This is a genomic window from Paenibacillus sp. NPDC058367 (genome assembly GCF_042723305.1).
Classification (GTDB): domain Bacteria; phylum Bacillota; class Bacilli; order Paenibacillales; family Paenibacillaceae; genus Paenibacillus_AQ.
Window position 1 is genome coordinate 770173 of record NZ_JBHXIZ010000003.1, and the last position, 23476, is coordinate 793648.

General features: G+C 45.1%; 21 protein-coding genes. 3 read left to right on the forward strand and 18 right to left on the reverse strand.

Going from position 1 to position 23476, the window contains the following annotated elements; translation table 11 throughout:
- Window positions 1-15 precede the first annotated feature (15 nt).
- The 3 genes from ACFWMP_RS20275 to gpr all read right to left on the reverse strand — a co-directional run bounded on the left by ACFWMP_RS20275 (window position 16) and on the right by gpr (window position 3097).
- Window positions 16-501, reverse strand: a complete 486-nt coding sequence (locus ACFWMP_RS20275; protein ID WP_076299687.1) for a hypothetical protein — start codon at window positions 499-501, stop codon at window positions 16-18.
- 64 nt (window positions 502-565) lie between these two features.
- On the reverse strand, window positions 566-1939 hold the full coding sequence (locus ACFWMP_RS20280) for a stage II sporulation protein P (RefSeq protein ID WP_339243238.1): 1374 nt from the start codon (window positions 1937-1939) through the stop codon (window positions 566-568).
- 156 nt (window positions 1940-2095) lie between these two features.
- Window positions 2096-3097, reverse strand: a complete 1002-nt coding sequence (gpr, locus tag ACFWMP_RS20285) for a GPR endopeptidase (RefSeq protein ID WP_042191024.1) — start codon at window positions 3095-3097, stop codon at window positions 2096-2098.
- 310 nt (window positions 3098-3407) lie between these two features.
- Here gpr and rpsT point away from each other — a divergent pair, with 310 nt between their 5' ends.
- A complete protein-coding gene (gene rpsT, locus ACFWMP_RS20290) occupies window positions 3408-3680 on the forward strand; it encodes a 30S ribosomal protein S20 (protein WP_042130412.1) in 273 nt (90 codons plus the stop codon).
- Window positions 3681-3929: 249 nt separating this feature from the next.
- Here rpsT and holA read toward each other — a convergent pair whose 3' ends face one another.
- From holA to ACFWMP_RS20315, 5 genes are all read right to left on the reverse strand, one after another.
- Complete coding sequence (gene holA, locus ACFWMP_RS20295; RefSeq protein ID WP_339243241.1) at window positions 3930-4949, reverse strand: DNA polymerase III subunit delta; 1020 nt, start codon at window positions 4947-4949, stop codon at window positions 3930-3932.
- A 278-nt stretch (window positions 4950-5227) separates the two neighbouring features.
- A complete protein-coding gene (locus tag ACFWMP_RS20300) occupies window positions 5228-6478 on the reverse strand; it encodes an anti-sigma factor family protein (protein WP_339243242.1) in 1251 nt (416 codons plus the stop codon).
- Entirely contained in the window at window positions 6475-7023 is a 549-nt protein-coding gene (locus ACFWMP_RS20305) for an RNA polymerase sigma factor (RefSeq protein WP_036677530.1), read from the reverse strand. The genes ACFWMP_RS20300 and ACFWMP_RS20305 overlap by 4 nt, the downstream gene beginning before the upstream one ends.
- 384 nt (window positions 7024-7407) lie before the next feature.
- Complete coding sequence (locus ACFWMP_RS20310) at window positions 7408-7644, reverse strand: hypothetical protein (RefSeq protein ID WP_042191032.1); 237 nt, start codon at window positions 7642-7644, stop codon at window positions 7408-7410.
- A 235-nt stretch (window positions 7645-7879) separates the two neighbouring features.
- Window positions 7880-8521: a bifunctional 2-keto-4-hydroxyglutarate aldolase/2-keto-3-deoxy-6-phosphogluconate aldolase gene (locus ACFWMP_RS20315; protein ID WP_042130419.1), complete on the reverse strand. Its 642-nt coding sequence runs from the start codon at window positions 8519-8521 to the stop codon at window positions 7880-7882.
- Window positions 8522-8866: 345 nt separating this feature from the next.
- Here ACFWMP_RS20315 and ACFWMP_RS20320 point away from each other — a divergent pair, with 345 nt between their 5' ends.
- Complete coding sequence (locus tag ACFWMP_RS20320; protein WP_339243245.1) at window positions 8867-9817, forward strand: sugar kinase; 951 nt, start codon at window positions 8867-8869, stop codon at window positions 9815-9817.
- A gap of 400 nt (window positions 9818-10217) precedes the next feature.
- Here the strand turns inward: ACFWMP_RS20320 and ACFWMP_RS20325 are convergent, their stop codons facing one another.
- The 6 genes from ACFWMP_RS20325 to ACFWMP_RS20350 all read right to left on the reverse strand — a co-directional run bounded on the left by ACFWMP_RS20325 (window position 10218) and on the right by ACFWMP_RS20350 (window position 17293).
- Window positions 10218-11234, reverse strand: coding sequence for a LacI family DNA-binding transcriptional regulator (locus ACFWMP_RS20325; protein WP_339243247.1), 1017 nt, complete (start codon window positions 11232-11234; stop codon window positions 10218-10220).
- 73 nt (window positions 11235-11307) lie between these two features.
- A complete protein-coding gene (locus tag ACFWMP_RS20330) occupies window positions 11308-12426 on the reverse strand; it encodes a hypothetical protein (protein ID WP_339243249.1) in 1119 nt (372 codons plus the stop codon).
- On the reverse strand, window positions 12423-12962 hold the full coding sequence (locus ACFWMP_RS20335) for an RNA polymerase sigma factor (RefSeq protein WP_042191039.1): 540 nt from the start codon (window positions 12960-12962) through the stop codon (window positions 12423-12425). Before ACFWMP_RS20335 ends, ACFWMP_RS20330 begins: the two co-directional genes overlap by 4 nt.
- A 262-nt stretch (window positions 12963-13224) precedes the next feature.
- Window positions 13225-15903 carry a ComEC/Rec2 family competence protein gene (locus ACFWMP_RS20340; protein WP_379424570.1) on the reverse strand — a complete coding sequence of 893 codons (2679 nt, stop codon included), beginning with the start codon at window positions 15901-15903 and terminating at the stop codon, window positions 13225-13227.
- Window positions 15904-16020: 117 nt separating this feature from the next.
- Window positions 16021-16539 (reverse strand): deoxycytidylate deaminase, encoded by a 519-nt coding sequence (locus tag ACFWMP_RS20345; RefSeq protein WP_042191041.1) that lies wholly within the window; start codon window positions 16537-16539, stop codon window positions 16021-16023.
- Window positions 16540-16654: 115 nt separating this feature from the next.
- The gene (locus ACFWMP_RS20350; RefSeq protein WP_379424571.1) at window positions 16655-17293 is read right to left on the reverse strand and encodes a ComEA family DNA-binding protein; all 639 of its coding nucleotides are present in this window, start codon (window positions 17291-17293) and stop codon (window positions 16655-16657) included.
- A gap of 186 nt (window positions 17294-17479) precedes the next feature.
- Here ACFWMP_RS20350 and comER point away from each other — a divergent pair, with 186 nt between their 5' ends.
- On the forward strand, window positions 17480-18331 hold the full coding sequence (comER, locus tag ACFWMP_RS20355) for a late competence protein ComER (protein WP_379424572.1): 852 nt from the start codon (window positions 17480-17482) through the stop codon (window positions 18329-18331).
- 59 nt (window positions 18332-18390) lie between these two features.
- Here the strand turns inward: comER and leuS are convergent, their stop codons facing one another.
- The 4 genes from leuS to ACFWMP_RS20375 all read right to left on the reverse strand — a co-directional run bounded on the left by leuS (window position 18391) and on the right by ACFWMP_RS20375 (window position 23417).
- Entirely contained in the window at window positions 18391-20841 is a 2451-nt protein-coding gene (leuS, locus tag ACFWMP_RS20360; RefSeq protein ID WP_379424573.1) for a leucine--tRNA ligase, read from the reverse strand.
- A gap of 516 nt (window positions 20842-21357) precedes the next feature.
- Complete coding sequence (locus ACFWMP_RS20365; RefSeq protein ID WP_042191048.1) at window positions 21358-22425, reverse strand: AI-2E family transporter; 1068 nt, start codon at window positions 22423-22425, stop codon at window positions 21358-21360.
- Window positions 22426-22671: 246 nt separating this feature from the next.
- Window positions 22672-22881: a hypothetical protein gene (locus tag ACFWMP_RS20370; RefSeq protein ID WP_036677557.1), complete on the reverse strand. Its 210-nt coding sequence runs from the start codon at window positions 22879-22881 to the stop codon at window positions 22672-22674.
- A 14-nt stretch (window positions 22882-22895) separates the two neighbouring features.
- Window positions 22896-23417 (reverse strand): PRC-barrel domain-containing protein, encoded by a 522-nt coding sequence (locus tag ACFWMP_RS20375; protein ID WP_042191050.1) that lies wholly within the window; start codon window positions 23415-23417, stop codon window positions 22896-22898.
- Between the last annotated feature and the right edge of the window lie 59 nt (window positions 23418-23476).

The window sequence follows — 23476 nt, forward strand, 5'->3', positions numbered from 1 at the left end:
CTGTTTCTCCTGAAATCATTGTGATTCTTCCGCCGAATCGAACAATGAGACTACCCAGCGTATGCCCTTTTGAGAAGCCTGCTGCAGAAGGCCTGCCGTTTTATCCGCTATCACATCGACTGTCGGCTTTTGTTCCTCAGGAATCAAAATCTGCTCTGGAGTTTTCGTATTATACCCATCTACCACCTTCTGAGGAAGATCTGTAGTTGGCGCAGGATTGCTATTCTGAGGCAATGGAGAAACAGGCGTATATGCACCTGTGATAGGGTCGATCACCATCGGAACATACACATAAGTCTGCCCACCTTGTGTAACCCCATTCTTAATCGGCTGTGATTGCATGCCCGTCACTTGACTGGTTGGCGTAGTCGATAGGTCGGTCCAGCCTGGCAACAGCTTAGAGACGGTTGCCCCTCCGCTGCCACTAAACTGCATACCTAAGAGTATGCCGACCCCTGCCCAAATACCGACCATAACCAGTTTTTTACCGAAACGAGACATGTAAGCCACTCCTTTTTAAATACTTGGTAATAAAGCTGTTTATTCTAAATTAAATGTCTGTAGCTTAAGAAGCTCCGTTCGACTTTTGAGGTGCTGTAGCATTGGTTTGTCCCTTGCTCTCTTGGGTTGTGGGATTCGTCGCCTTGCCAGCAGCGTTTACCTTCTCCGAGTCATGACTGCTCCAGTACACATCCGCAATAGCGTCTGCCAAAATATCAGCCGTACGCTTTAATTCCTCTGCTGTATTATCAATACCGCCCACTTCAATCAAGACACTGTTAGGTGAGAGGGTTTGGTTGTACTCCCCGTTGTTTCCTTTACCCGCAGCTTTTCCCCATATTCCGCGAGATATTCCTGGGTAACTCTTTTCAATCGTTTGATGAATCTTGTTCGCAAACTCTTCGTTCTTCTTCCAATCTTTATTCGCATGTCCAATAATAAAATACACCTGAGCGTAACTTTTCCCATCAATCACTGCAGTTGTTTTGCCATGACGCTGCGAGTCGCGGTGAATGTCGATAAGTTCACTCATTTCTTGATTTGAGCTCATCGCAGATTTAACCAGCATTCGAGAGTATTTGTAGGAAAAATTCCAGTTATAGTCGGCAATTTTTGTTAGAAAATCTTCTTTGGCATGAACTGTACCAATCCCGCGTTGTTCCAATCTTTTCGTAATATATGTTCCTACCAGCATTACATTTTTAGAAGAAACCGCAGAGCTTGGATTTTCGTTCGCTACTCCTAGTAGAGGGTTATAGGCCTCCCGAGGATGTGAATGATAGATAAGAATCCGTTTAACTGACGTATCCTTGGTATTATCTGTCTCGCTTTGCGGTTCACTCTTATCCGTACCTCCCGCAGCTCCTGATGGCTCAGGAGACGGAGCTATTGTCGCTTCAGGCTGCTGTGCTGGAGTATCTTCGGGCTTGTCCACTTCGTTTGGAACCGATGGATCACCCCCTTCCCCTCCACCCTCAGCCAGTTCATCCGTTCCCGGATGATAATCAACAGGAGCTCCTGTAGAGCCACCCGAGCCTTTTCGCAAAAGAAATGGATCATCCGCTGCCAAGCCTGGCACTTCACGAGAAACAAGACTCTTCGGATCACTTGGGTTCACACTGGTCAGCAATTGAAATACAAAGGAAGTTACTTTTTCACCTGAAAAAGCGGAAGGCTCTTTCCCTTGCGGTAAATGGGGGACCTCCATCCCCAACAGCTCCATGAAAAATCCACTCGATAGGGAGGCCGCAAGCCCCTTCATAGATGGAATGGGTGAAGAGTTCAACTTCTGTCCGGCCAATCCACCAGCGCCAAGCAGCATGAAAAATACTAGCGAACCTCCGGCCAACAGCAGCATCGTTCTTCCCAGCGATAAAGCATCCAGCACTCTTCCACGTAAACGGCCGATGTTCCAAAGCTGAAACCATTTTTTATTCATTATATTTATGTCCTCCTCCAGCCCTCTGTAATCTCTTATACTCCAAATCTATGAGCGAAAGAGAAATAGTAGAACCCTAAATGAGAGAATAGACATAGAGTCCGGCGAGATACTGTACATCAGCATCCCGCCGGACTTGTGCTAGCTATGATTCAATTAGTGGGTATAAGCGCCGACATTCTCAGGATCGACCGCATCATGCAGGGCCGCGTTCAGACCACTGGCTACAATATTGGCGATGCCTTCAATAAATTCATCGATTTCCTTAGGTGTAACGATCAAATCATGTCCTAGTGGCTCAAGTACTTCCTTCACTAATGACAATCGTTCCTGCTCAGAAATATCGTCTAGCATCCCCATAATTTCCTTGGTGTGACCAGCTCCTTGCCCGAAATGATTCTTCATCATCTCCAGTACATTATTTACAATGGTCGAAGCATAGCAAACTGTAGGAACACCGATAGCAATACAAGGAACACCCAGAATTTCCTGCGTCAATCCGCGCCGTTTATTGCCAATCCCCGAACCGGGGTGGATACCGATGTCGGCAATTTGAATCGTCGTATTGATCCGTTCAAGCGAACGAGATGCCAGCGCATCAATGGCAATAATAAGATCCGGCTTTGTACGATCCACGATCCCCTGTACAACCTCACTCGACTCGATACCGGTCAACCCTAACACCCCGGGAGCAATAGCACTTACCTTACGGTAGCCTGGAGAGACCTGATCCGGCACGAGCTCATAAAATTGCCGAGTAATGAGCGCATTCTCCACCACCAGCGGCCCCAATGAATCTGGAGTCACATTCCAGTTCCCCAATCCAACAATTAGTACAGATGCATCCTTACCAATCCCAATCCTAGTCAGGAAGTCCTCGAATTCGCGAGCAAAGACTTCAGCTACTTTTTGCTGCAAGCCAGTATCTCCATTGCGCAATGCTGGTACCTCAAGCGTGACATAATTTCCAATCGCGCGACCTATCGCCTGTGATCCGGCAGCGTTAGCCACACCAAGCCGGGTAACTTTTATCCCATCAGACTCTTCCACTTCTTCGTTTACACCAGGGATTGGCGTCCTTTGTGGCCCTTGAGCCATTTCCTTTGCCTCTAACGCCAAGTCCGTGCGTACCGAATATAGCTGCAGATCCGGTTCCATTGTTCCAGCCTCCTAAAAGTTTTGTTAGTATCGCTCCATTGAATTACTTCGGACAAAACTCACATCGGAAGCGATCCTTAGTTTTGTGAGTAGACACTTCTTTGAGTTACTTCTAACAAAAACTCAAATTGCAAGCTTCTGCCTATGCTCTTTTGTCGATAGTGTGCGAGAGAAAGCCCTTGTTTATGCAGGTTAAAATGGTTTAATTTGAAAGCTTTAAGTATTGCTTTTTACTACCGGTCATGCTAAACTATTTTAAGTTGTGAATCATTTGATAATGATTTCGAATGTCTTACAGGAGGTGAATGCAATGCCAAATATTAAATCCGCGGTTAAACGCGTAAACACGAACGAAAAACGCCGTGCACTGAACGCTTCCCAAAAATCCGCGCTTCGTACAGCTGTGAAAACTGCTGATGTAGCACTGACAGGTACGGAAGTTGAAACTGCTCAAGCTGCTTTCCAAGCTGCTTCCAAAAAGCTGGACAAGGCCGTAACTAAAGGTCTGGTTCATAAAAATGCGGCTGCCCGCAAAAAATCCCGCTTGGCGAAGAAATTGAACGCTCTTAAGGCTCAAGCCTAAGACGACATTCATAATGAGCAATTGAAGAACCTGACCGCTATGTTTCATACGGTTGGGTTTTTTTGTGCCTACTATTCTATAAATATAAGTAATAGTTTCCTTTAGACGTTAGTTGAATGAAAAAAAAACCACCTTAGAAAGGTAGTTTTCTTAAACGATCAACTTTTCTCTTTTGAATAAGTTACTTTCATTCCGATTAGGCATTTTTCATAGATGGATCATCTCCATATACTTTTTCCACTGCTTAGTTCAAGTACCTAGCCGCAACATAAACAACTCCAGACCAAGCACTTTATCTATAGCTCCTGTCTTCATCTTATAATCCAGATCAGCTAGTGCACTTAAAATTTGCCGCAGACGTTCACTTGAGAACTTGTGGGCCTGCTCCCCTGCAAGCTTTACTGCATAAGGATGAAGTCCAATCTGAGAGGCAATCTGACCTTGCGAATAACTATGTGCTGATAAATCCTTCACCTGTAAAATAATTCGGAACTGCCGCGCAACCAGCGCAGCAATCTTAATGGGTTCTTCTCGCTGCTTCAACAGCTCATACAGCGTATCAAGCGCCTTATCTAGACGCAGATTAGCGATATCCTCTACAAGCGTAAACACATTTTGTTCCGTTCCGCGATGCACCAGACTCTCTACTGCTTCTGCGTCTACGGTTCCGCCCTTACCAGCGAACAAACATAGCTTGTCCATTTCCGCGGATAAGCCCTGCAAACCTGTCCCAGCATTAGTGATAAGAATCTCTGCGGTGCCAGGTGCCATCGTACAACCCCGCTCACGAATCCCTTTCTCTACCCAGCGCAGCAGTTCTTCTGCCCCTAGCGGGTTGAAAGCTAATACCGTACCCGCCGTTTTAACAGTCTTCACAATTTTCTTACGCTCGTCCAGCTTGTCACTATTCACCATAAAGACGATCACACTGAAATCTACAGGATGCTGCAAATAATCACTTAAAATATCTATACGATGCTCAATTTTGGCATTTTCTTTTCCCGCTGTAAATAACGATGCGTCCCGCACCAGCAATAATTTACGTTCTACCATAAAAGGTACAGTCTCAGCTTCTTCTACCACAGCCTGCACCGGCGTCTCAGAGAGATCAAAGGGAATAACCGCAAAATCGCGATCCTCTTTGGCAATCAGCTGGTCTTCCAGCATTGCCGCGAATTCATTCATTCGAAATTTTTCACTGCCGTACAAAAGGTACAGCGGTGAGATTTTCCCTTGTTTGATTTCTTTTATCGCCGTTTTGGCATCCATTCCGCCACTTCCTTTTCCATTCATCTAGCCCAATTTACCCAGATTCCTATTGTAGCAAAAAAAACGACATAAATGCACATGCAAAAACGGAGAAACTCTGGCAGCCATGGCCAAAGCCCCTCCGTTTAAGCGGCGCATCTATATAAACGCCGGAGTGAGAAGCCCTAGAAACTTCCCATCCGACGGTCATACCGATGTTCTTCAAATCCTATACTTTCTAGTTCCTGTCCGGTTGCTATAGTATATTCTGAAACTTCGAAAAATGTTCCAGCCTCAATTTAATTTGTTGACGTTGAAGATGGAGTCTTCGATGGTGTCGCCCCAGGTGATGTAACCGGCGTTGAAGAAGCTGTTGCTTCCTGTACAGTGTACACCTTAGTGGTATTCACACCATCCTTCTCCGTCACATACGTGAACTGCGAGCTATCCGCCGACCATTCTCCAGAAATCCAATTTCCTTCTAATGGATAAGAAGTCACTGCTATCCTATCTTCCACTGAACCTTCGGGTGAATTCTTATAAATAACAAGCTGTAATCCAGCAAACTCAACGGCATAATGCCCATCAGGGGAAGTCCAAGTCTGTACATTAGAATCATTAGAATCATTAGAAATGTTAAAACCCATAACGCCCATTCCGAAGTCATCAGAAGTCTTTAATGATTCCTCCGTAGGTGGCGCTGAATCAGCTGCGATCCCTTTATCTATAGAAGCAGGTTGATCCTTCTTATCAGCTTTGGACTGATTATTACCGCCAGCACTAGTATCCGGAGTTTGAACTTTCGTTACAGTATCCGGCTTCGGCGTCATAATCTTCTCCGTAGGATTGGGCTTCACATTATTTGTTGGTTCTGGTATCGACCGTCCTCCAGATCCAGCATTAGTTTCTGTTGGAGAAGTCGGCATCGACGCAGGGTCTACCGGCCCCATCGCTCTATCTAATGCAGCGTTATCCTCATTCACATCAGGAGCAGCTGGTAGAGCCCCCGAATCCGTTCCGCTATTAGCAGGCGCAGCCTCATATGATTCAGCAGAAGTAGAGGTTTGCGAATCAATAGCCATATTATTAGCACTATCGCTGGTCGCTTTACTACTATCCTGCATCATTTGTTCTACCTCTGCCCCAGGCATTTTATCCGGCATATTAAAAATAGCGATCCCTAATATTACGGCAGCTGCGATAGCTCCAATGCCTGTCCGTGCTGCTATAGAGGTTCCCTTGGAAGGTTTACCGCGGGAGCTTTCACGTGAAAATGGAACTACAACTGGTTCCTCGGTTCTCACAGCGCTTTGTTCACGGCTGCTTCGATCCAATTCTGCAAGCTGAGGTAAAATAGAGTCAACCAGACTAAACGGGGGTTTCACGTCTGGCAACTGCTCCAATTCTTTGGAGAGAAGTGTCAGCCGCTCAAAGACTTCCGCGCAGGAAGGACAATTATCGATATGACGGAACATCTCAACAATCTCATCTTGGCTCAAGTCTTGGTCTATATAGCGGTGCATCCATTCCATCACCTCCGCGCATTTCATCCCGATACACCACCTTTCTGGTACTCCTGAAGTCTATTCTGCAGCTGCTGTCTGGCCCTAAACAGATATGATTTCACTGTATTCAAAGGCAAATCCAGGCAGTCTGCAATCTCGTTGTAAGAAAAATCTTGTAAATAGCGCAGGACGATGACCGTCCGATGATGCTCGGGCAATTGATCAATCGCTTCACGTATATCCTCAGCTAAATAAGAGGATAGAACCTCACGTTCCACATTGTGTTTATCCTGAAACACCATTTCATGCTCATCAATAGAAACTGTAGGTTTAGTTCTTCTGAATTTATCAATGCAAATATTGGTAACGATTCGCTGAACCCACGTTTTGAACTGGGCCTTTTCCTCATATGAACCGATTTTGGTATAAACCCGGATCAAGGCCTCCTGAGATGCATCCAGCGCATCTTGTTCATTATGCAAAATGTAGAAGGCGGTTTTATATACATGCCCTTCAATTTCTCGCAATAGGGTGATTAGAGCGTCGCGATCGCCCGCTTGAGCGGCTCTGATGAGTCCCTGCTCCACCACGAAGGTTCCCCCTCTCTATGCAATCTTACTGACGCGCAAGACTGCGAATTTGTTGCAACCCTGTAATTAATATTTTTAGAATACCAAACTTTTCTTAGAACGTCATGTTAAGCCATCTTTTATAAAGCGCTATCGCACATTTCATAGCATTTCGCAGCCAATAATTCCTACTAAGCATACAGGGGAAACTTCAATCATTCAAATACTCTTTTGAATAACTTTATAACAAAAATGACACAAGTATAAACGCCTTCGGCATCCCAATAAGGCCGGCAAGCGTTTAGGTAAGAAATATCCTCCATTTCCAAAAGAAACGGCTTATCCTCCTGTCGGAAAAGAAGCCGTCAGTAAACAAGAAATAACCTTAGTATCGAGCACATAATTCTATTTATATAACACAATCTTGCAGAGCATGAACACTGCGTAGTTGTCCCTAGTTTCATCATCCACAACATACGCCTCTCCATTCTCAAAAATATGAGGGTTATTGTAATTCCTCTCTAATCTATAGATCTGGCCTTCCGTCACCTTACAACCATGGAATGCCGACGCAATTTCTACGTATTCCGCATCCTCTTCATCAGCTGCAAGATACAGCTTTTTATCATGATAAGCAGGCATATACTCACTCCCGGTCCGATAATAAACCATTCCAATTCGTAGACGTCAGTCAATCATCATAACTCTTCTACTTTATAGTTTATTGCCTTTGTCCTCATTCTATACTTTATGAATACATATAATGTAAGAAAATCTGAATGTCTGAAAATATGTATATAAAAAAGGTTGTACGGCTGACATGCGTCAGCTATACAACCTTCAATAAATCTATCTATTCGAATTAAGAAAAACAGAATTATATACCTTTTACCTCTTTAAATTTTGCCACATACTGAGCTGCAAGATCGGTAATCTGATCGTATCGACCATCCTTCGCAGGTGCAGTCAAATTACCCCCGATACCTACTGCTATACAGCCGTTGGCAATCCATTTTTCCATATTATTCAGATCCACGCCACCTGTTGGCATAATGTTCACATGCGGCATAGGGCCTTTAACCGCTTTCACATAATCCGGACCAAACGCACTGCCAGGGAACAGCTTCAGCACATCCACACCAAACTTCAATGCTTCCTTCATTTCATTTAATGTCATGCAGCCAGGCATGTACGGAATACCATAAAGATTACACATTTTAGCTGTCTCTGCTTCAAAAGAGGGACTGACCACAAATTCCGAGCCTGCAAGAATGGCTATTCTCGCCGTTAATGGATCAAGTACAGTTCCTGCTCCAATCACTGCGCGATCTCCGTACTCCGCTACCAATCGTTTAATCGCCACATCCGCATCCGGAGTAGTAAAAGTTACCTCAATATTATTCAAACCGCCTTCGATACAAGCAACGGACATTTTAAAAGCTTCCTCAGCACTATCAGCACGAATAACGGCTACAACTCCAACGGACGCCACATTCTGCAATACTTTCATTTTCTTCATCAGTAGACTCCCTTTCTATTGGTACGATCATAGATGAATATGAAATACTAATTTAGATAAACTTTTTTATTAAATTTACTAATTAAAACGATATAATCTATAATCAGATAGTAATAACAATACGGTTAACAGTCAATACATTTTTATGGTTATAGAGATATTAATTTATCAAAATGACCAACAAACTCTTGTTTTATAAGGAATTATTAGTCATTTATTTTCTTTTATCCAAAATACATTTTGGATTAAAAATCATTATTTTATTGTACAAAACCGATTTATGTGATAATTTCAAATTATACATCATTATACTGGGATAAATTCATTACCCTAGGAGGAACTCAAATGAGTAAACAGTTGGATGCCGTCACTTTCGGGGAGCCGATGGCGATGTTTTATGCGAATGAAACGGGTCCCCTGCATGAAGTATTTTCGTTCTCCAAAGCGTTGGCAGGTGCCGAGAGCAATGTTGCTACAGGCTTATCGCGCTTAAATCATCCTACAGGTTATGTTACGAAGCTTGGCGAAGATAACTTTGGTCATTTCATTGCTCAAGCAATGAAGAAAGAGAACATTGATACCACCAACATTACTTTTACTAAAGAAAATTCAACAGGTATGTTAATCAAATCAAAGGTTGTTACAGGCGATCCTAAAGTCGAATACTTCCGCAAAAATTCCGCGGCCTCCAAGCTTAGTCTGGTTGATTTTGACGAGGCATACTTTAATGCTGCAGGACATTTACACGTAACAAGTATCTCCGCCGCCTTATCCAAGAGCTGTCATGAATTCTCTGTTCATGCTATGGAGTTTATGAAGCGACAAGGAAAGACGGTCTCTCTCGATCCAAATCTGCGCCCTAGCTTATGGCCGGATACAGAAACAATGGTGAAGACGATCAATGATCTGGCTACACGCTGTGATTGGTTCCTTCCAGGACTCGGTGAAGGCAAGATTCTTACAGGTCTAAGTACGCCAGAAGAGATTGCGGACTATTATCTGGCGCGTGGCGTCAGCTTAGTCGTCATCAAGCTCGGGCCTGAAGGCGCTTACTATAAATCCGCTGAAGGAGAAGATTATGTAGACGGGTTTAAGGTAGAGCAGGTCGTTGATACCGTAGGTGCAGGTGATGGGTTTGCCGTTGGTGTAATCAGTGCGATGCTGGAAAAGCTTCCGATTGTTGAGGCCGTCAAACGTGGCAATGCGATCGGTGCGTTAGCCGTTATGTCGCCTGGCGATATGGATGGACTTCCGACCCGTGAGGAGCTTGCGAAGTTTATGCAGCAGGAGGTTTAAGCACATAGATTTGAGTCAGCTTTCGCAACATAATCTCAGTAAACTTCTGTAATTCTCATAAATAGCTGAATACAACTAAATCTACACAACATAGCTGTACTCTATACAACTATATCGAGTCAAAATCGTTTTTTCTCGGCTTTAATTGCACTTTATACATTTAAAAACCAGGTGAACATCGCTGTCAGCAATTTCCCGCAGAAATAACTGCACAAAATACAATTAAACTCTCAATCCAGGAAGCACAAACTAAAATAGTTGCAGAAAGTACAATTAACCACAAGATGAAACAACAACGTTACAGCCTTATAGTCTAGCAGCTCTGGAGTTTTATTATTAAAAAATGCCGTCTCACAGTTGATCTGTGGAACGGCATTTTTTATGCTTCTATAGCTTGTAGTCAGTTATATAACTTCACAGACTGTCCTTGTTGCAAGGTCGGCGGAAAACGATAAGTGATAGGAACAGAAGCACCTTTATCCTCGATACAAGAGAGTATAATCTTAGCGGCTTGCATGCCCATTTCGTAAGCAGGCTGACGAATTGTTGTAATGACCGGATTATAAATTTGCGCGAACTCCGCATCATCTATACCGATGACAGACAATTGTTCCGGAATAGCGATGGCATTTCGATTCGCATATTTCAGGATCTCCGCTAGCGTGATATCGTTCGTAGCCAATAACGCTGTCGGAGGTTCCGGCAACGCTAAAAGGCGCTTCAGTCCTGCAGCTAATTCTTCTTTTGGCACACTACAAATATACTCCTCACGAAGCGTTAGGTCCGCTTCTTCCATTGCTTTTTTATAACCACTGATCCGCTCTTTACGAGGGGTAATCGCATGCTCCCCTAGCGGCAGGGTGACCAGAGCAATTCGCGCATGGCCTTGCTGTGTAAGCTGTCCCACACCTATCTTGGCCGCCATTTCATTGTCGAGCAGCAAACTCTGCGTAGTGATTCCATCTACCAGACGATCCATAAACACTAACGGAAAATCCGCCTCTATTAGTCGGCTGTATGCAGATGGATTGTTCCCCGTCGGAAAAATAATCAAACCGTCCACCTGGCGGGCAACTAAGGTTTCGACGTACTTGCTTTCTTTATCCGCATTCTCATCGGCATTGCATATGATTACTTGGATTCCGTGTTGCTGCAGCTCGTTCTCGATCGCCCGGATACATTGAATAGACAGCGAATAATCGATATTAGCAACGATGATTCCGACCATATGCGTCCGATTCTGTTTCAGACTGCGCGCAAGTCCATTCGGTTGATAATTGAGCTCCTCAATCACAGCCTCGATCCGGTTTTTCGTCGCTTCACTCATATATTTAAAACGTTTGTTCAAAAATTGGGAAACCGTACTCTTCGACACTCCCGCTTTTTGAGCCACATCATCAATCGTTAACTTCTTCATCACTTCGGCTCCACTCTTCTCAAAAGAAAATTACTTTATCAAAAAGTATAGCTTTTATTGGGTGAATTATCTACTAAGGAGTATTGTTCATAAAATCCATATAAAGCTTATTTTGTTGCTCTTCCGATAAAAAAGCCCAATTCTCATCCAGCCACCCCAATCCAGCTTTCATAAGAATATCCGCTTTACGTTGTTCCCCGCCCACTTTATAATCCATGATTAGTGTTTCTCCCTTAATCTCTTTAAACCCAATTGCTATAGCAGATGTTGGAATGCTCATGGTCTCCATATCATAAAGTACGGTTTTCTCTTTGTACTTTTTATCCCCTGCATATTCTAAGTAACTAAGTACGAGCTGCTCATGCTCCTTATCAACAGCAATGATTGACTTGTAATCTAATAGTGTATCATCAAAGGATTTAAGCGTGATCGGTACCACAGTTTCCCCTGCCGCTGCTTTTTTAACATTAAGCATTGAAAATTCACCATCCTCATACATACCTACACCAAGAGTCTTTTTGTAAGAAGTTAACAGGACATATTCTCCCGCTTCAAAAACCCCACTCAAATATTGATAAGTACTTGCCCCTCCCGCATAAAGAGGAAAAGTATATATCCTAGTAGCCGAAGAAGCCGATAGCTCCGTCTGGTCCTTCGAGCTCAGGTAAAGGGTGAACGGCTCTGTAGGATGTGTGTACTTTGGCTTCTTGTAGTCAACCATCGGGGGTGGCGGCGACCAAAGGATTCCCGCTGTTGTCTCCACGGCATATGCTTTAGTCTTATCTCTGCTCATTGGCAAAGGCATGTAGTATTTCTTACCGCTAATCTCAAACTCTGCTGGGCTTGTCGGAGGCTCTGACGCTTTGTCATTAGTAACAGGAGTAGAAGAAGGCAGTATCGCTGCGGCTTGTGACTGCACCGATGAAGATTGGACTGGACCCTGACTCTTCCATGCACCTATAGGCAAGTTAAGTGCACCTATCAACAAAATCATAGCCACACTGGTCAGTAGCAAACTTTTGTTTATTCGATAACGTCTGTGATTTTTATTTTTAAGCGTAGCAGCCTGTTCGATCTGAATCATCAGCTCAGGTGTAAAGCCATCTTCAATAAAAGGTTTTTTGCCTGCTTGCGCATACCAATCATTCTGTCCGATCATCACCGGGTTACTGTCATCAGCTTTGCCTCTCATTCTCTCTCCTCCTTCTGGATGGCTTGCTTAACCTTCTCCCTCGCTCGCGCGAGTCGAGATTTCACAGTCCCCTGAGCTATATTCAGCAAATCAGACATTTCGGCAATCGATAGTCCATGCTGAATATCCAGTACAAGCACCTCTCTGTTCTTATCTGGTAGGTTCATAATCATTTCCCAGATTCGGTTCGCATACTGATTTCCGAGCGCTTCTCTTTCCGCAGACGGAGCATTTACAGTAACAGGTTGATCTCCAAATGGTATGAATCTGCGCCAAAAGCTATTTTTACTCCAACTAAAGGCTGTATTTCTAGTAATCGTGAGTAGCCAAGTTTTCATCGACGATTGTCCCCGGTACTTCCCCACATTTTTATATGCCTTCAAAAACACTTCTTGGCTAATATCATTCGCTTGCTCACGGCTTCTAGTTAAGAAAAAAGCATAATTCCACACATCCGATCCATACTCCTCCATCATTTCCCGCAAGGTCATTTCGGACGCATACGCTTCTGCATATGGCATATCTTCGCTTAGCATGTTTCGTCTCACCCCTTGCCAATAAGACTTTCCAAACTTGAAAAAGTTCCCTTTAAAATAAATAATTAGGTCATATATTACTTAACAGCATAATCTCTATATCTGTCTATTAAAAAGCACCACCGATGAACGCTTAAACGTCATCAGTGGTGCTCGCAAGTCGGATTGGAGAGCTGAATATATCTAGAGATATAGGCGTTTCCCCTCATTTTGAGTGTACAAAGTACAGTAGAATGAAGATCCAGCTATCTTGGATTTCGTTCTATTGCACAAAATGCAATGCCTCCACCAACTTATATCGCACTTCAACCCCCTCCGCCCGCACCCGCATCTGTATCTCCCCCTGCTGATCCGTCCGGAATATAGATGCTTGGTTATCTTGCAATCGCTCCAACACCTCAGCTTTCGGGTGACCATACAGATTATTGACACCCGCAGAAATCACCGCTGCTGCAGGCTGCCAGAATTTTAACCAAGCTTCGCCAGAGGATGTCTTGCTCCCATGGTGAGCCACCTTCAGCACATCAATGACAGGTCCTGCGCTGATCCCCTTTTGCTTAGCCTGCTCTACAATCTCCTCCTCGGCATCCAGATCCATATCTCCGGTGAATAGAAAGTTCCTACCATTCATCTCTAAGCGAAAAGCTACCGAATCGTGGTTCTGCTCTTCCAGTAGAGGAATGCCATTCTGATAAGGAGTACCTGACGCTTCTCCATCCCTACCCTCCGGCCATAAAAAGGACAGCTCCGTCTGATCATCCGGGGAAAGGGTCATTCCTTGATGCACAGCATACAACTGAACATCCCTCTCTATTGCAGTCCTCATCACTCCCAAATAAAACCCGCGATCAACAAACGTTCCATTAAAAAGCAACGCCGAAACTGGAATTTCTTCCAACACGGCTTGGAGTCCTCCGGCATGATCCTGATCTCCATGTGTCAAAATAATCGCATCTAAACGGTGGATACCACGTTTTTTCAGCAGAGGCACCAGCACTTTAGCGCCAACCTCGAACGGACTTCGGCGAACGCGCCACTCTTCTTTTTGACCAAAGTTTATGGTTCCACCACCGTCCACTAGAATATGTGCTCCGCTCGGTGTAGTGATGAGAATGCTGTCGCCTTGTCCAATATCCAGATAACTAATTGTACCTCTACCAGCTTGACCATCCGACTGATAACCCCTATACAGCAACATCCCCAGTCCAACCGCCAATAGTAGAACAATCGCTCCGCTCCAGCGTCCAACCTTAGAAGCACCAACAGCAAGCTGTGCATTCCCCACTCTCCCAAACCCACCGTGACTGTTCACAGATAAACCAGCCTCCGCTAAAGGTCTCGTCTCATCCTCCATATATTGAGGTGCAGAACGAGCTTCCTTTCCTAGCTTGGCAACATACAGCAGACCATACAACAAAACATAGTACACCCCGATCCACAGCAGTGAAGGCGAGCCCCAAATCAGTACTCCACCAGTAAATTCATTGATCCACTCCACAGCGTAAAAAGTAAAGTTATTCAACAGCTCCGTAACATGTGCCAGTACTTTTGCAGCATCTTCCCACAGGCGTCCAAGCAGTAGCGCAAACGTCCCTAGCGGCAATACTACAAAGGTAATAAAAGGTACAAAGACCAAATTGGCGACAAAGGACAGTAGCGAAAACTGATTAAAATAATAAATCGTGAGCGGGAAAGAAACTAATTGGGCCACTAACGTCACCGAGACCGCACCTTTAAGCCAGCGTGGCAGTATGCTCAAAAGAGGATTCATAAGCGGAACGTAGACCATCAAACCCAGGGTCACCAGAAAAGACAACTGGAAGCTGACACTGAGCAGCATATAAGGATTCCAGATCAACATAACCAGTGCCGATGCCGCCAAAATATTCAGTCCATCCTTCAACATTCCAACTCTTGCAGCGAGCAAGGCAATCATACTCATCAGCCCCGCACGCACAATGGACGGACCCGCACCAGACAAGAGGACGTATACCGGAACGAGTAAGAAAGTGAGCGTTAGTGCGGTCTCTTTTGTCAGGCGTAAGCGTCTGAACAGAAATAAAAGAACGCCTACATACACCGCTACATGCATACCTGAAATAGCGAGAATATGCGTCAAACCGAGCTGGGAGAACTGCTTAAAGGTATCCGGATCGAGATCATCCTGCATCCCAATGATTAAGCCCTTCATGTACCCAGAGTGGCGTCCTTGAAAAAGATGGTCCAGCTCCGCCCCAAGGGCCGTTCGCGCGCTGTCATTTAAGCGAAGAATCGTTAACGGACTCCATGAATCTGGCACGGTTACCCTTACATTTTCCGCTCCCTGCCCCTTCAATAGCCAATGAATCTTCTTCGTATGTAAATAGGTACGATAATCGAAGCCTCCAAAATTACGCGCTACTACCGGCTCTTCCAGCACGCCATTAAGCAGCACCTCATCCCCTCTTCGCCACTCCGCAGCGACAGCAATTTCTTGCTCGGCCAGAAGCTTGATCTGCACCAAGATTAACTCACCCTCCACTTTTCCACCCTGCTCTTCCACAGGATCAGATGCTTTTTCATCCCCCTCTTTAAGCAGCTTCATATGTGAGAGCTTCATTATAAAATCAACCCGATCCCCATCCCGTTCCACGACGGAAACGATCGTGCCTCTAGCTTCCACGGGACTCCCATTCAGCTCTGCAATCGTACTACCCAGCGCCTCAGGTATTCCGCTAATATTGCGAGCTTCGCTCCACTCCCAATATCCAGCTGCTAAAGAAATAGAAAAACATAACACCGCTATGTATTTCCAGCCCATCGTTCCCCACACCCTCAGACTCACCAGTAAAAGTATTAATCCAGCACATGCTAACAGCAGTCCGTTCCCTGAGCTTAAGCAAGCCGCTGCGCTTCCAGCCACCCAACATACTGTAAAGCTTAACAAGGGTCTTTCCTTCACGCGCCCATCCCCCTTTCACAATACTGGATACAAAAAAAGAACCTCTACATACGCCATAAAAGCGCACGAGAGGTTCTTCCTCAAGTCATCTTATTAAATTAGTGTTGTACAGATCAGCTACTCTGACACTTTGATCATCGTTTCACTTGGCGGCTCATAGTTCTCCAATTGACGAAATATGATACCCTTGGCAGCCATCATCGCTTCAACCTTTTCCATATCCTTACGGTAAGGTCGGTAATACACGATTTCCACGATACCACTGTTCGCCAGCATATTGGCGCAGGTCCAGCAAGGCTCATCTGTCACATAGACGGTACTGCCTTCCCGATCGATTCGGTCTGTAAATAGCAAAAGATTCTGTTCCGCATGAATCGTGCGAATACAGCGCTGTTTCTTCACCATTGTCTCTACGCCATCCACGATTTCCATTTCATATTGCTCCGAGAGCATACAGCCTGCCTCTGAACAATCAGGTACGCCCATTGGCGCCCCGTTGTACGCTGTTCCTAGCAACTTCTTGCCTTGTACCAGCACAGCACCCACATGTCGGCGATTACAGCGTGAACGAGTTGAGACCATGCAGGCAATGTCCATGAAGTAAGTATCCCAGTCTTTACGATAAGCAGCAGTCATAATCAATCTCCATATCCTTCTAAATAGTTGTTAACTATTGTAGCACATCCCCGCAAGTATTCACTAGGACAACGGTTGTAGCACATTCAACAGTACCTTCAATACCCTTTTATCTTCAAAATATTACTAAAGGCTTTAGCTTTTCCAGCATTTTGGGCCCGATCCCCTTCACCTTCCCCAAATCTGACAGACTACGAAAAGCCCCTTCACGGTTGCGATACTCGATTATAGTCTGGGCCTTCTTCTCTCCGATGCCCGGGAGATCCATCAGCTCCTTAGCACCCGCAGTGTTCACATTTATTTTACCTTCCTGTGAAGCGACTGACGTGGTAACCTCAAGCGCCTCCAAAGCATTCTCTCCAGTAACTGTTGTCCCTTTTTCATCTACTGGAGTCGGGACAGTATGATCTACTTGTGCAGTATCCTTCACCTTCTGAGCAGGATCAGACTTATCACTAACTCCAGCCTTTCCAGCACTATCTGTTTTCCCAGAAGCATCAGTCTTCCCAATAGCTTCGGCTCCCACTGTAACTTTCCCAGCACTTTGCTTATCTACCTTCGTCTGCTGGCCTCCCACTTTGCCCTCTGTAGCCGAAGCTTCGTCTGGCTCAGCGACTCCAATCGCTTGTTCCATGCTTGCATTCAAGGTTTCCCATCCGGAAATGCCGGAATCCCCCTTACTCCCAGCAGCCCATAACAATCCACTACCCAGTAAAGCTACAGCCACTCCGAGCACTACACTCCCTTTATTCAAAATGCGCTCCCCCTCACGAAAATTCGTCCTATACTTTTTTGTGAATCTTCATACATTCCTTTAATTGGAATTCCCTTTAATAATTCATACAAAACCTGTCATTTGTCCAAGGCTATCCTGCATACATATAACGAAGAGAATTCATGTCAGTTAGTAAAAAGCAATGCTAGAAAGGAGGAACCACAGGTGAAAGTAGGATTTATCGGAACAGGCAGCATGGGCAGCCTGCTGATCGACGCCTTTCTTTCTTCCGGAGCGCTAGAACCGTGTGATGTGCTTGCCAGCAACCGCAGCCTGAACAAGCTGCTGGAGCTTGAGAAGCGTCACCCCGGCATTTCCATTTGCGGAAGCAATAAGGAGACAGCGTTAGGAAGTGATATCGTTTTTTTATGCGTAAAGCCACTTGAATTTAAAACATTAACAGATGAGATCGGCTCATGTCTCCGGAGTGAGCAAATTGTCGTATCCATTACTAGTCCAGTTCAATTGCATCATCTGGAATCCGCTTTGCCGTCCAAAATTGCCAAGATCATCCCAAGCATTACGCACTGCGTCAAGAGTGGGACTTCACTGTGCATATTTGGCAGCAGGCTTAATAAAGAAGACAGGCTTGTACTGCTACAGCTATTGTCTTTCATAGGTGTTCCCTTAGAAATCCAAGAAGCACATACCCGAATCGCTTCTGATTTCTCCAGCTGTGGACCTGCGTTCTTAAGCTATTTCATTGAGCGCTGGATAGAAGCAGCCGTTGAGGCCACTGGAATTGAAGAGACATTAATCAGCCGACTCGCTGGTGAAATGCTGCTTGGAACAGGCAAATTACTGACAGAAGGGGAGTTTACCCCGCAAGAGCTTCAAGAACGGGTCGCTGTTCGCGGTGGCATTACCGCAGAAGCGTTAAACCACTTACGTACCAGTCTAGATGGTGTATTTGAACGCCTCATCACGACAACGCATGATAAATATGATGAGGATGTTATTAAGCTTGATGAGCTATTCAGACACGACACTATTAATCAGGGTCCTAAAGAACGTTAGAACAACAAAGCCCGCAGCACGGATTTCTCCGATGCTGCGGGCAGAATTGCGTTCTTCGCTTAACCCACTACAATATTTACAAGCTTGCCAGGAACCGCAATAATCTTGCGTACGGTTTTACCTTCTACAGCTGCACTCACATTAGGAAGTGACAGTGCATGAGCTTGCATTTCTTCCTGACCCATATCCAGCGGAATCAGGGCGCGTTGTACGATTTTACCATTAACTTGAATAACGATTTCAACCTCAGCATCGACTGTCCATGCTTCATCATAAGCTGGCCAAGCCACGTAGCTGATGCTTCCTTCATGACCAAGCAGTTGCCACAGCTCTTCAGCAATATGCGGCGCCAGTGGTGACAACATTTGCACAAAGTGTTCGGCAGCTTCATGGGACAAGGTTTCTTGCTTGTAGGCATCGTTAATGAAAATCATCAACTGGCTAATCGCCGTATTGAAACGCAGATGTTCGAAATCCTCAGTGACTTTCTTAATCGTTTTGTGCCAAGTACGTTTGAACTCTTCCGTACCGCCATCTGCTGTGATTTTGGCATTGAGCTTACCTTCCTCATTCACGAACAGGCGCCATACACGGGACAAGAACCGGTGAACCCCTTCAACACCCTTTTCATTCCAAGGTTTGGTTGCTTCCAGAGGGCCCATAAACATTTCATAGACACGCAGTGTATCCGCACCGAAAGCTTCAACAATTTCATCTGGGTTGATGACATTTCCGCGTGATTTACTCATTTTTTCATTATTATTTCCAAGAATCATGCCTTGGTTAACCAGCTTATGGAACGGTTCTTTCGTTTCCACTACGCCGATATCATAAAGCACCTTGTGCCAGAAACGTGCATAGAGCAAGTGAAGTACGGCATGCTCCGCTCCGCCAATGTACAGATCCACTGGAAGCCATGCTTTTTGCTTCTCAGGGGAGCACAGCTCTTGATCGTTTTTCGGATCAATATAACGCAGGTAGTACCAGCAGCTGCCCGCCCATTGCGGCATGGTGTTGGTCTCACGGCGAGCCTTCATACCAGTCTCAGGATCGATCGTTTCCACCCACTCTGTTACATTCGCAAGTGGAGACTCCCCAGTACCTGATGGTTTGATCGCATCTACATCAGGCAGTACCAGCGGCAGCTGATCAACCAGAACAGTCTTCATTGTACCGTCTTCCAAATGCAGAATTGGAATCGGCTCTCCCCAGTAGCGTTGACGGCTGAACAGCCAATCACGCAGACGATAGGTTACTTTACCTTTACCTACGCCCTTCTCTTCAAGCCAAGCAATCATCTTCGCAATCGCTTCTTCATTCTTAAGTCCATTCAAGAAATCAGAATTGACATGCGGTCCGTCTCCGGAATACGCCTCTTCTTCAACGTTGCCACCTTGTACGACTTCCACGATATTCAGGCCGAATTGTTTAGCAAATTCCCAGTCGCGAGTATCGTGACCTGGAACCGCCATGATCGCACCCGTTCCATATCCGGCAAGTACATAATCTGCAATCCAGATCGGTGCCTTGGCACCATTCACAGGATTGATTGCATACGCACCCGTGAATACACCGCTCTTCTCTTTAGCCAAATCTGTACGTTCCAGATCGCTCTTATGAGAAGCTTTCACACGATATTCTGCAATCGCTGCACGTTGTGCTTCTGTTGTAATGGCATCAACCAGTTCATGCTCTGGTGCTAATACACAGTAGCTAGCTCCGAACAATGTATCTGGACGTGTTGTAAACACGGTCAGGCTAGCATCGTGACCTTCAATTTCAAAGTTCACTTCTGCACCTGTGGATTTGCCAATCCAGTTGCGCTGCATATCCTTGATGCTTTCAGACCAATCCAGCTCTTCCAGATCTTCAAGCAGACGCTCAGCATATTCAGTAATTCTCAGAATCCACTGACGCATCGGTTTGCGGACAACCGGATGTCCTCCGCGCTCACTTTTACCATCAATAACTTCTTCGTTGGCAAGTACTGTACCCAGTGCCTCGCACCAGTTAACAGGTACTTCTGCTACATAAGCCAAGCCTTTGTTGTACAGCTGGATGAAAATCCACTGCGTCCATTTGTAATAATCTGGATTTGTAGTGCTGATCTCGCGATCCCAGTCGTAGGAGAAACCCAGCGATTTGATCTGACGACGGAAATTATCGATGTTCTTATCTGTAAAATCACGTGGATGCTGACCTGTATCCATTGCATACTGCTCTGCAGGAAGTCCAAAAGCATCCCAGCCCATTGGGTGCAGCACGTTAAAACCACGCATCCGTTTGTAACGGGATACGATGTCCGTTGCTGTGTAGCCTTCTGGATGACCTACGTGCAGTCCTGCACCTGAAGGGTACGGGAACATATCCAGTGCATAGAAATTCGGTTTGGTTGGATCTTCACCTGTCTTAAAACTTTTGTTCTCATCCCAGAACTTTTGCCATTTGGGCTCAATAGCCTGCGCCCGGTAACCGCCGGCAGGTATACTGTTTGTTTGATTGTCGCTCATTGTCTGCTCCTCCTTGGAGTATTACTACTTAGATTTCTTAACCAAGCATAAACGCCATCGGCATCCTTATAAGGACGGTAAGCGTTTATGCGAGAAATATAAGACATGAAGTATTTCGTGAAACCTATACCCTCTTATATTTACAAAAAAACCTCCCATCCCTAGCGTATTATCGCTAGGGACGAGAGGTTATAATTCCCGTGGTACCACCCTAGTTAGCGGCTGAATATACTTTATTCTGCCACTCACTTTGCACCCTTTAGCGGGGGTGAGGCGACGGCGGTTCACCTAGGACATCCATTATGTCTAGTGGATATCCTGAAACTTGCGCCGTTACTCCGAGGTGAGTTCACTCCGTTCCGTTAACCGGCTCGCACCTTAGTGCCGGCTCTCTGCAATAACGGTATAGAATTAATACTCCTCATCATCGATCAACTATATATACCGACTGTTCATCAGTAATATTCCCCAACATTATATACAAAACTGTTGTCTATAGTCAATGTTTTACCCTATTTACACGGGCTTTCGTTTGATTAAATACGTCATAAAGTGTTGAATAACGACTTTTGCAGCTGCGAAGAACGGTACAGCAAGGATAAGTCCGATCATTCCCGCCAATTCACCGCCAACCAGAAGCGCAAAAATAATGAGCAGCGGATGCAAATGCAGCTTCTTTCCCACCACCTGTGGTGAAATAATGTTACTTTCCACGATTTGGCACACTGTGTTAACCACTGCAACCAACAGCACTAAACGAAAAGAAACAGTCGAAGCCATCACAATGGCTGGTGCAGCCCCCAAAAAAGGACCCATATACGGAACAATATTGAACACTGCCACCACACTGGCAAACAGTAAAGCATACGGCATTCCGATAATGGCATACCCGATATAAGCAAGCACACCTATAATAATGCAGACCAGAAACTGTCCACGAATGTAGTTGCCGAGTGCATCATCGATATCTTTTAACAAAGTTACAATAGACTTGCGGCGTGCGCGGGGCAGGCAAGACACCACCGTCCGCTCAAACACATCAAAATCCTTCAGAATATAGAACACTAGAAACGGTACGATGAAAGCATTGAACAGCACATTAATCGTTGTCCCTATATTATCGAGAAAATTAGAAATCCCTTCAGCGAGACGACTTTCCAGTTGAAAAAACCAGTTATTCATCCCCATCTCGACCCCGGGCGGGATTAGTCTAGAATTCATATGTCGCATCAGCCCCTGGGCTTGCAGCGTCATCTCTGGCAAATGTTCATTCAACTCTTCAAGCTGCTCGATAAACATCGGGATAAGGTTAATTGCGATCACTGCAATCGCCGTTAGGAATACTGCATATATAAGTAGAACAGCTACACTACGCGGCATCTTCCGTCCAGCCAGCATACTAACGACGGGATTCAGCACGTAGGAAATAATCATAGCTGCCAGAAATGGAGCGAGGATTGCCTTCAAAAATACAAATATCCCCTGCAGCATCGGACGAAGCAACCAAACAAAATACAAAATGATCAGGGAGAGCAGCACTCCGATCATCCAGCGGAACCACTTACTTTGGGACCATTGCTCCATGAGTGTACCCTCCTGCGACTGTAGCCTGGACTAGCTTCGTAAATAAGTATATGTATGGCCGCAGCAAAATAACCATCAAGCACACAAAATAACCCCACAAAGTGAGGCTTTTGCTTCGATGCTGAATCAGGTACTTTGCGGGGAGCCCCAAAAAAAGCGCCAATAACCCTGCAGCTGATTTCAACTGAAAGGAGATTGACGCTTTAAGTACATAGATCATTCTTGCTTACAAAGCAAGATTCATAGTTAAGACGACGCATGAATTTGCGGGAAATCCTGAGTCATATCATCCCCGGAGAAGAGATCGTCCAGCGAGCTGAGTGTGCCATCTTCTTCAACTTGATACACCGACATTTTCTCGCCGTTTACCGTCAATTCAATGAAACAGCCCCAGCAATAGAACTGGTGGGAACCAATCTTTCCGATATCTTTGGAGTTACAGTTTGGACACTTCATATAATACATTCCACCTATCCGTTAACAATATTAATGGCTTTTTGTAGCCGTTCTTCGCTCATTGCAGGAACCATTAGAGCATTCTCACCAATGGACATCTCATCAGAACAAGGCAGCCATTTGCGGCCTTCGATCAAATCAGTCACAAGCCCGTCACTGATTTCCAGCGCTCCTATTGTGTTTCCCAACTTTTGGTCAAAATAAACATCCGATATTCGTCCAAGTATAGTTCCAGTTGTAGTCAGTACTTTCAAATCCTTAAGTTTGTTCTTTCCTAGTAGAAAAGTACAAGGTATATGATCAGCATCTGTCTTATCAATCGACTCTTTACTACGAATCATGACAGCATCCTCGCCGTAGGCCACAATATCTTTCCATGCCACAAATTTCACATGGCCACCAAAAAAAGATTTGCTTTCCAGTTCAATACCCGTAATATTCCAGTTTGAATCGAGTAGGATATCGACAATCTTGCCGATTTCATTCCCCTCTTCAACTTCAAATACAGCCAAGCCGATCAGATCTTGTAGTCTCATGGCTGCCTCGGTCCCCTCACTTTGAGTGTACTTACGAGTTCTCAGAAAGCCAAAAGCCC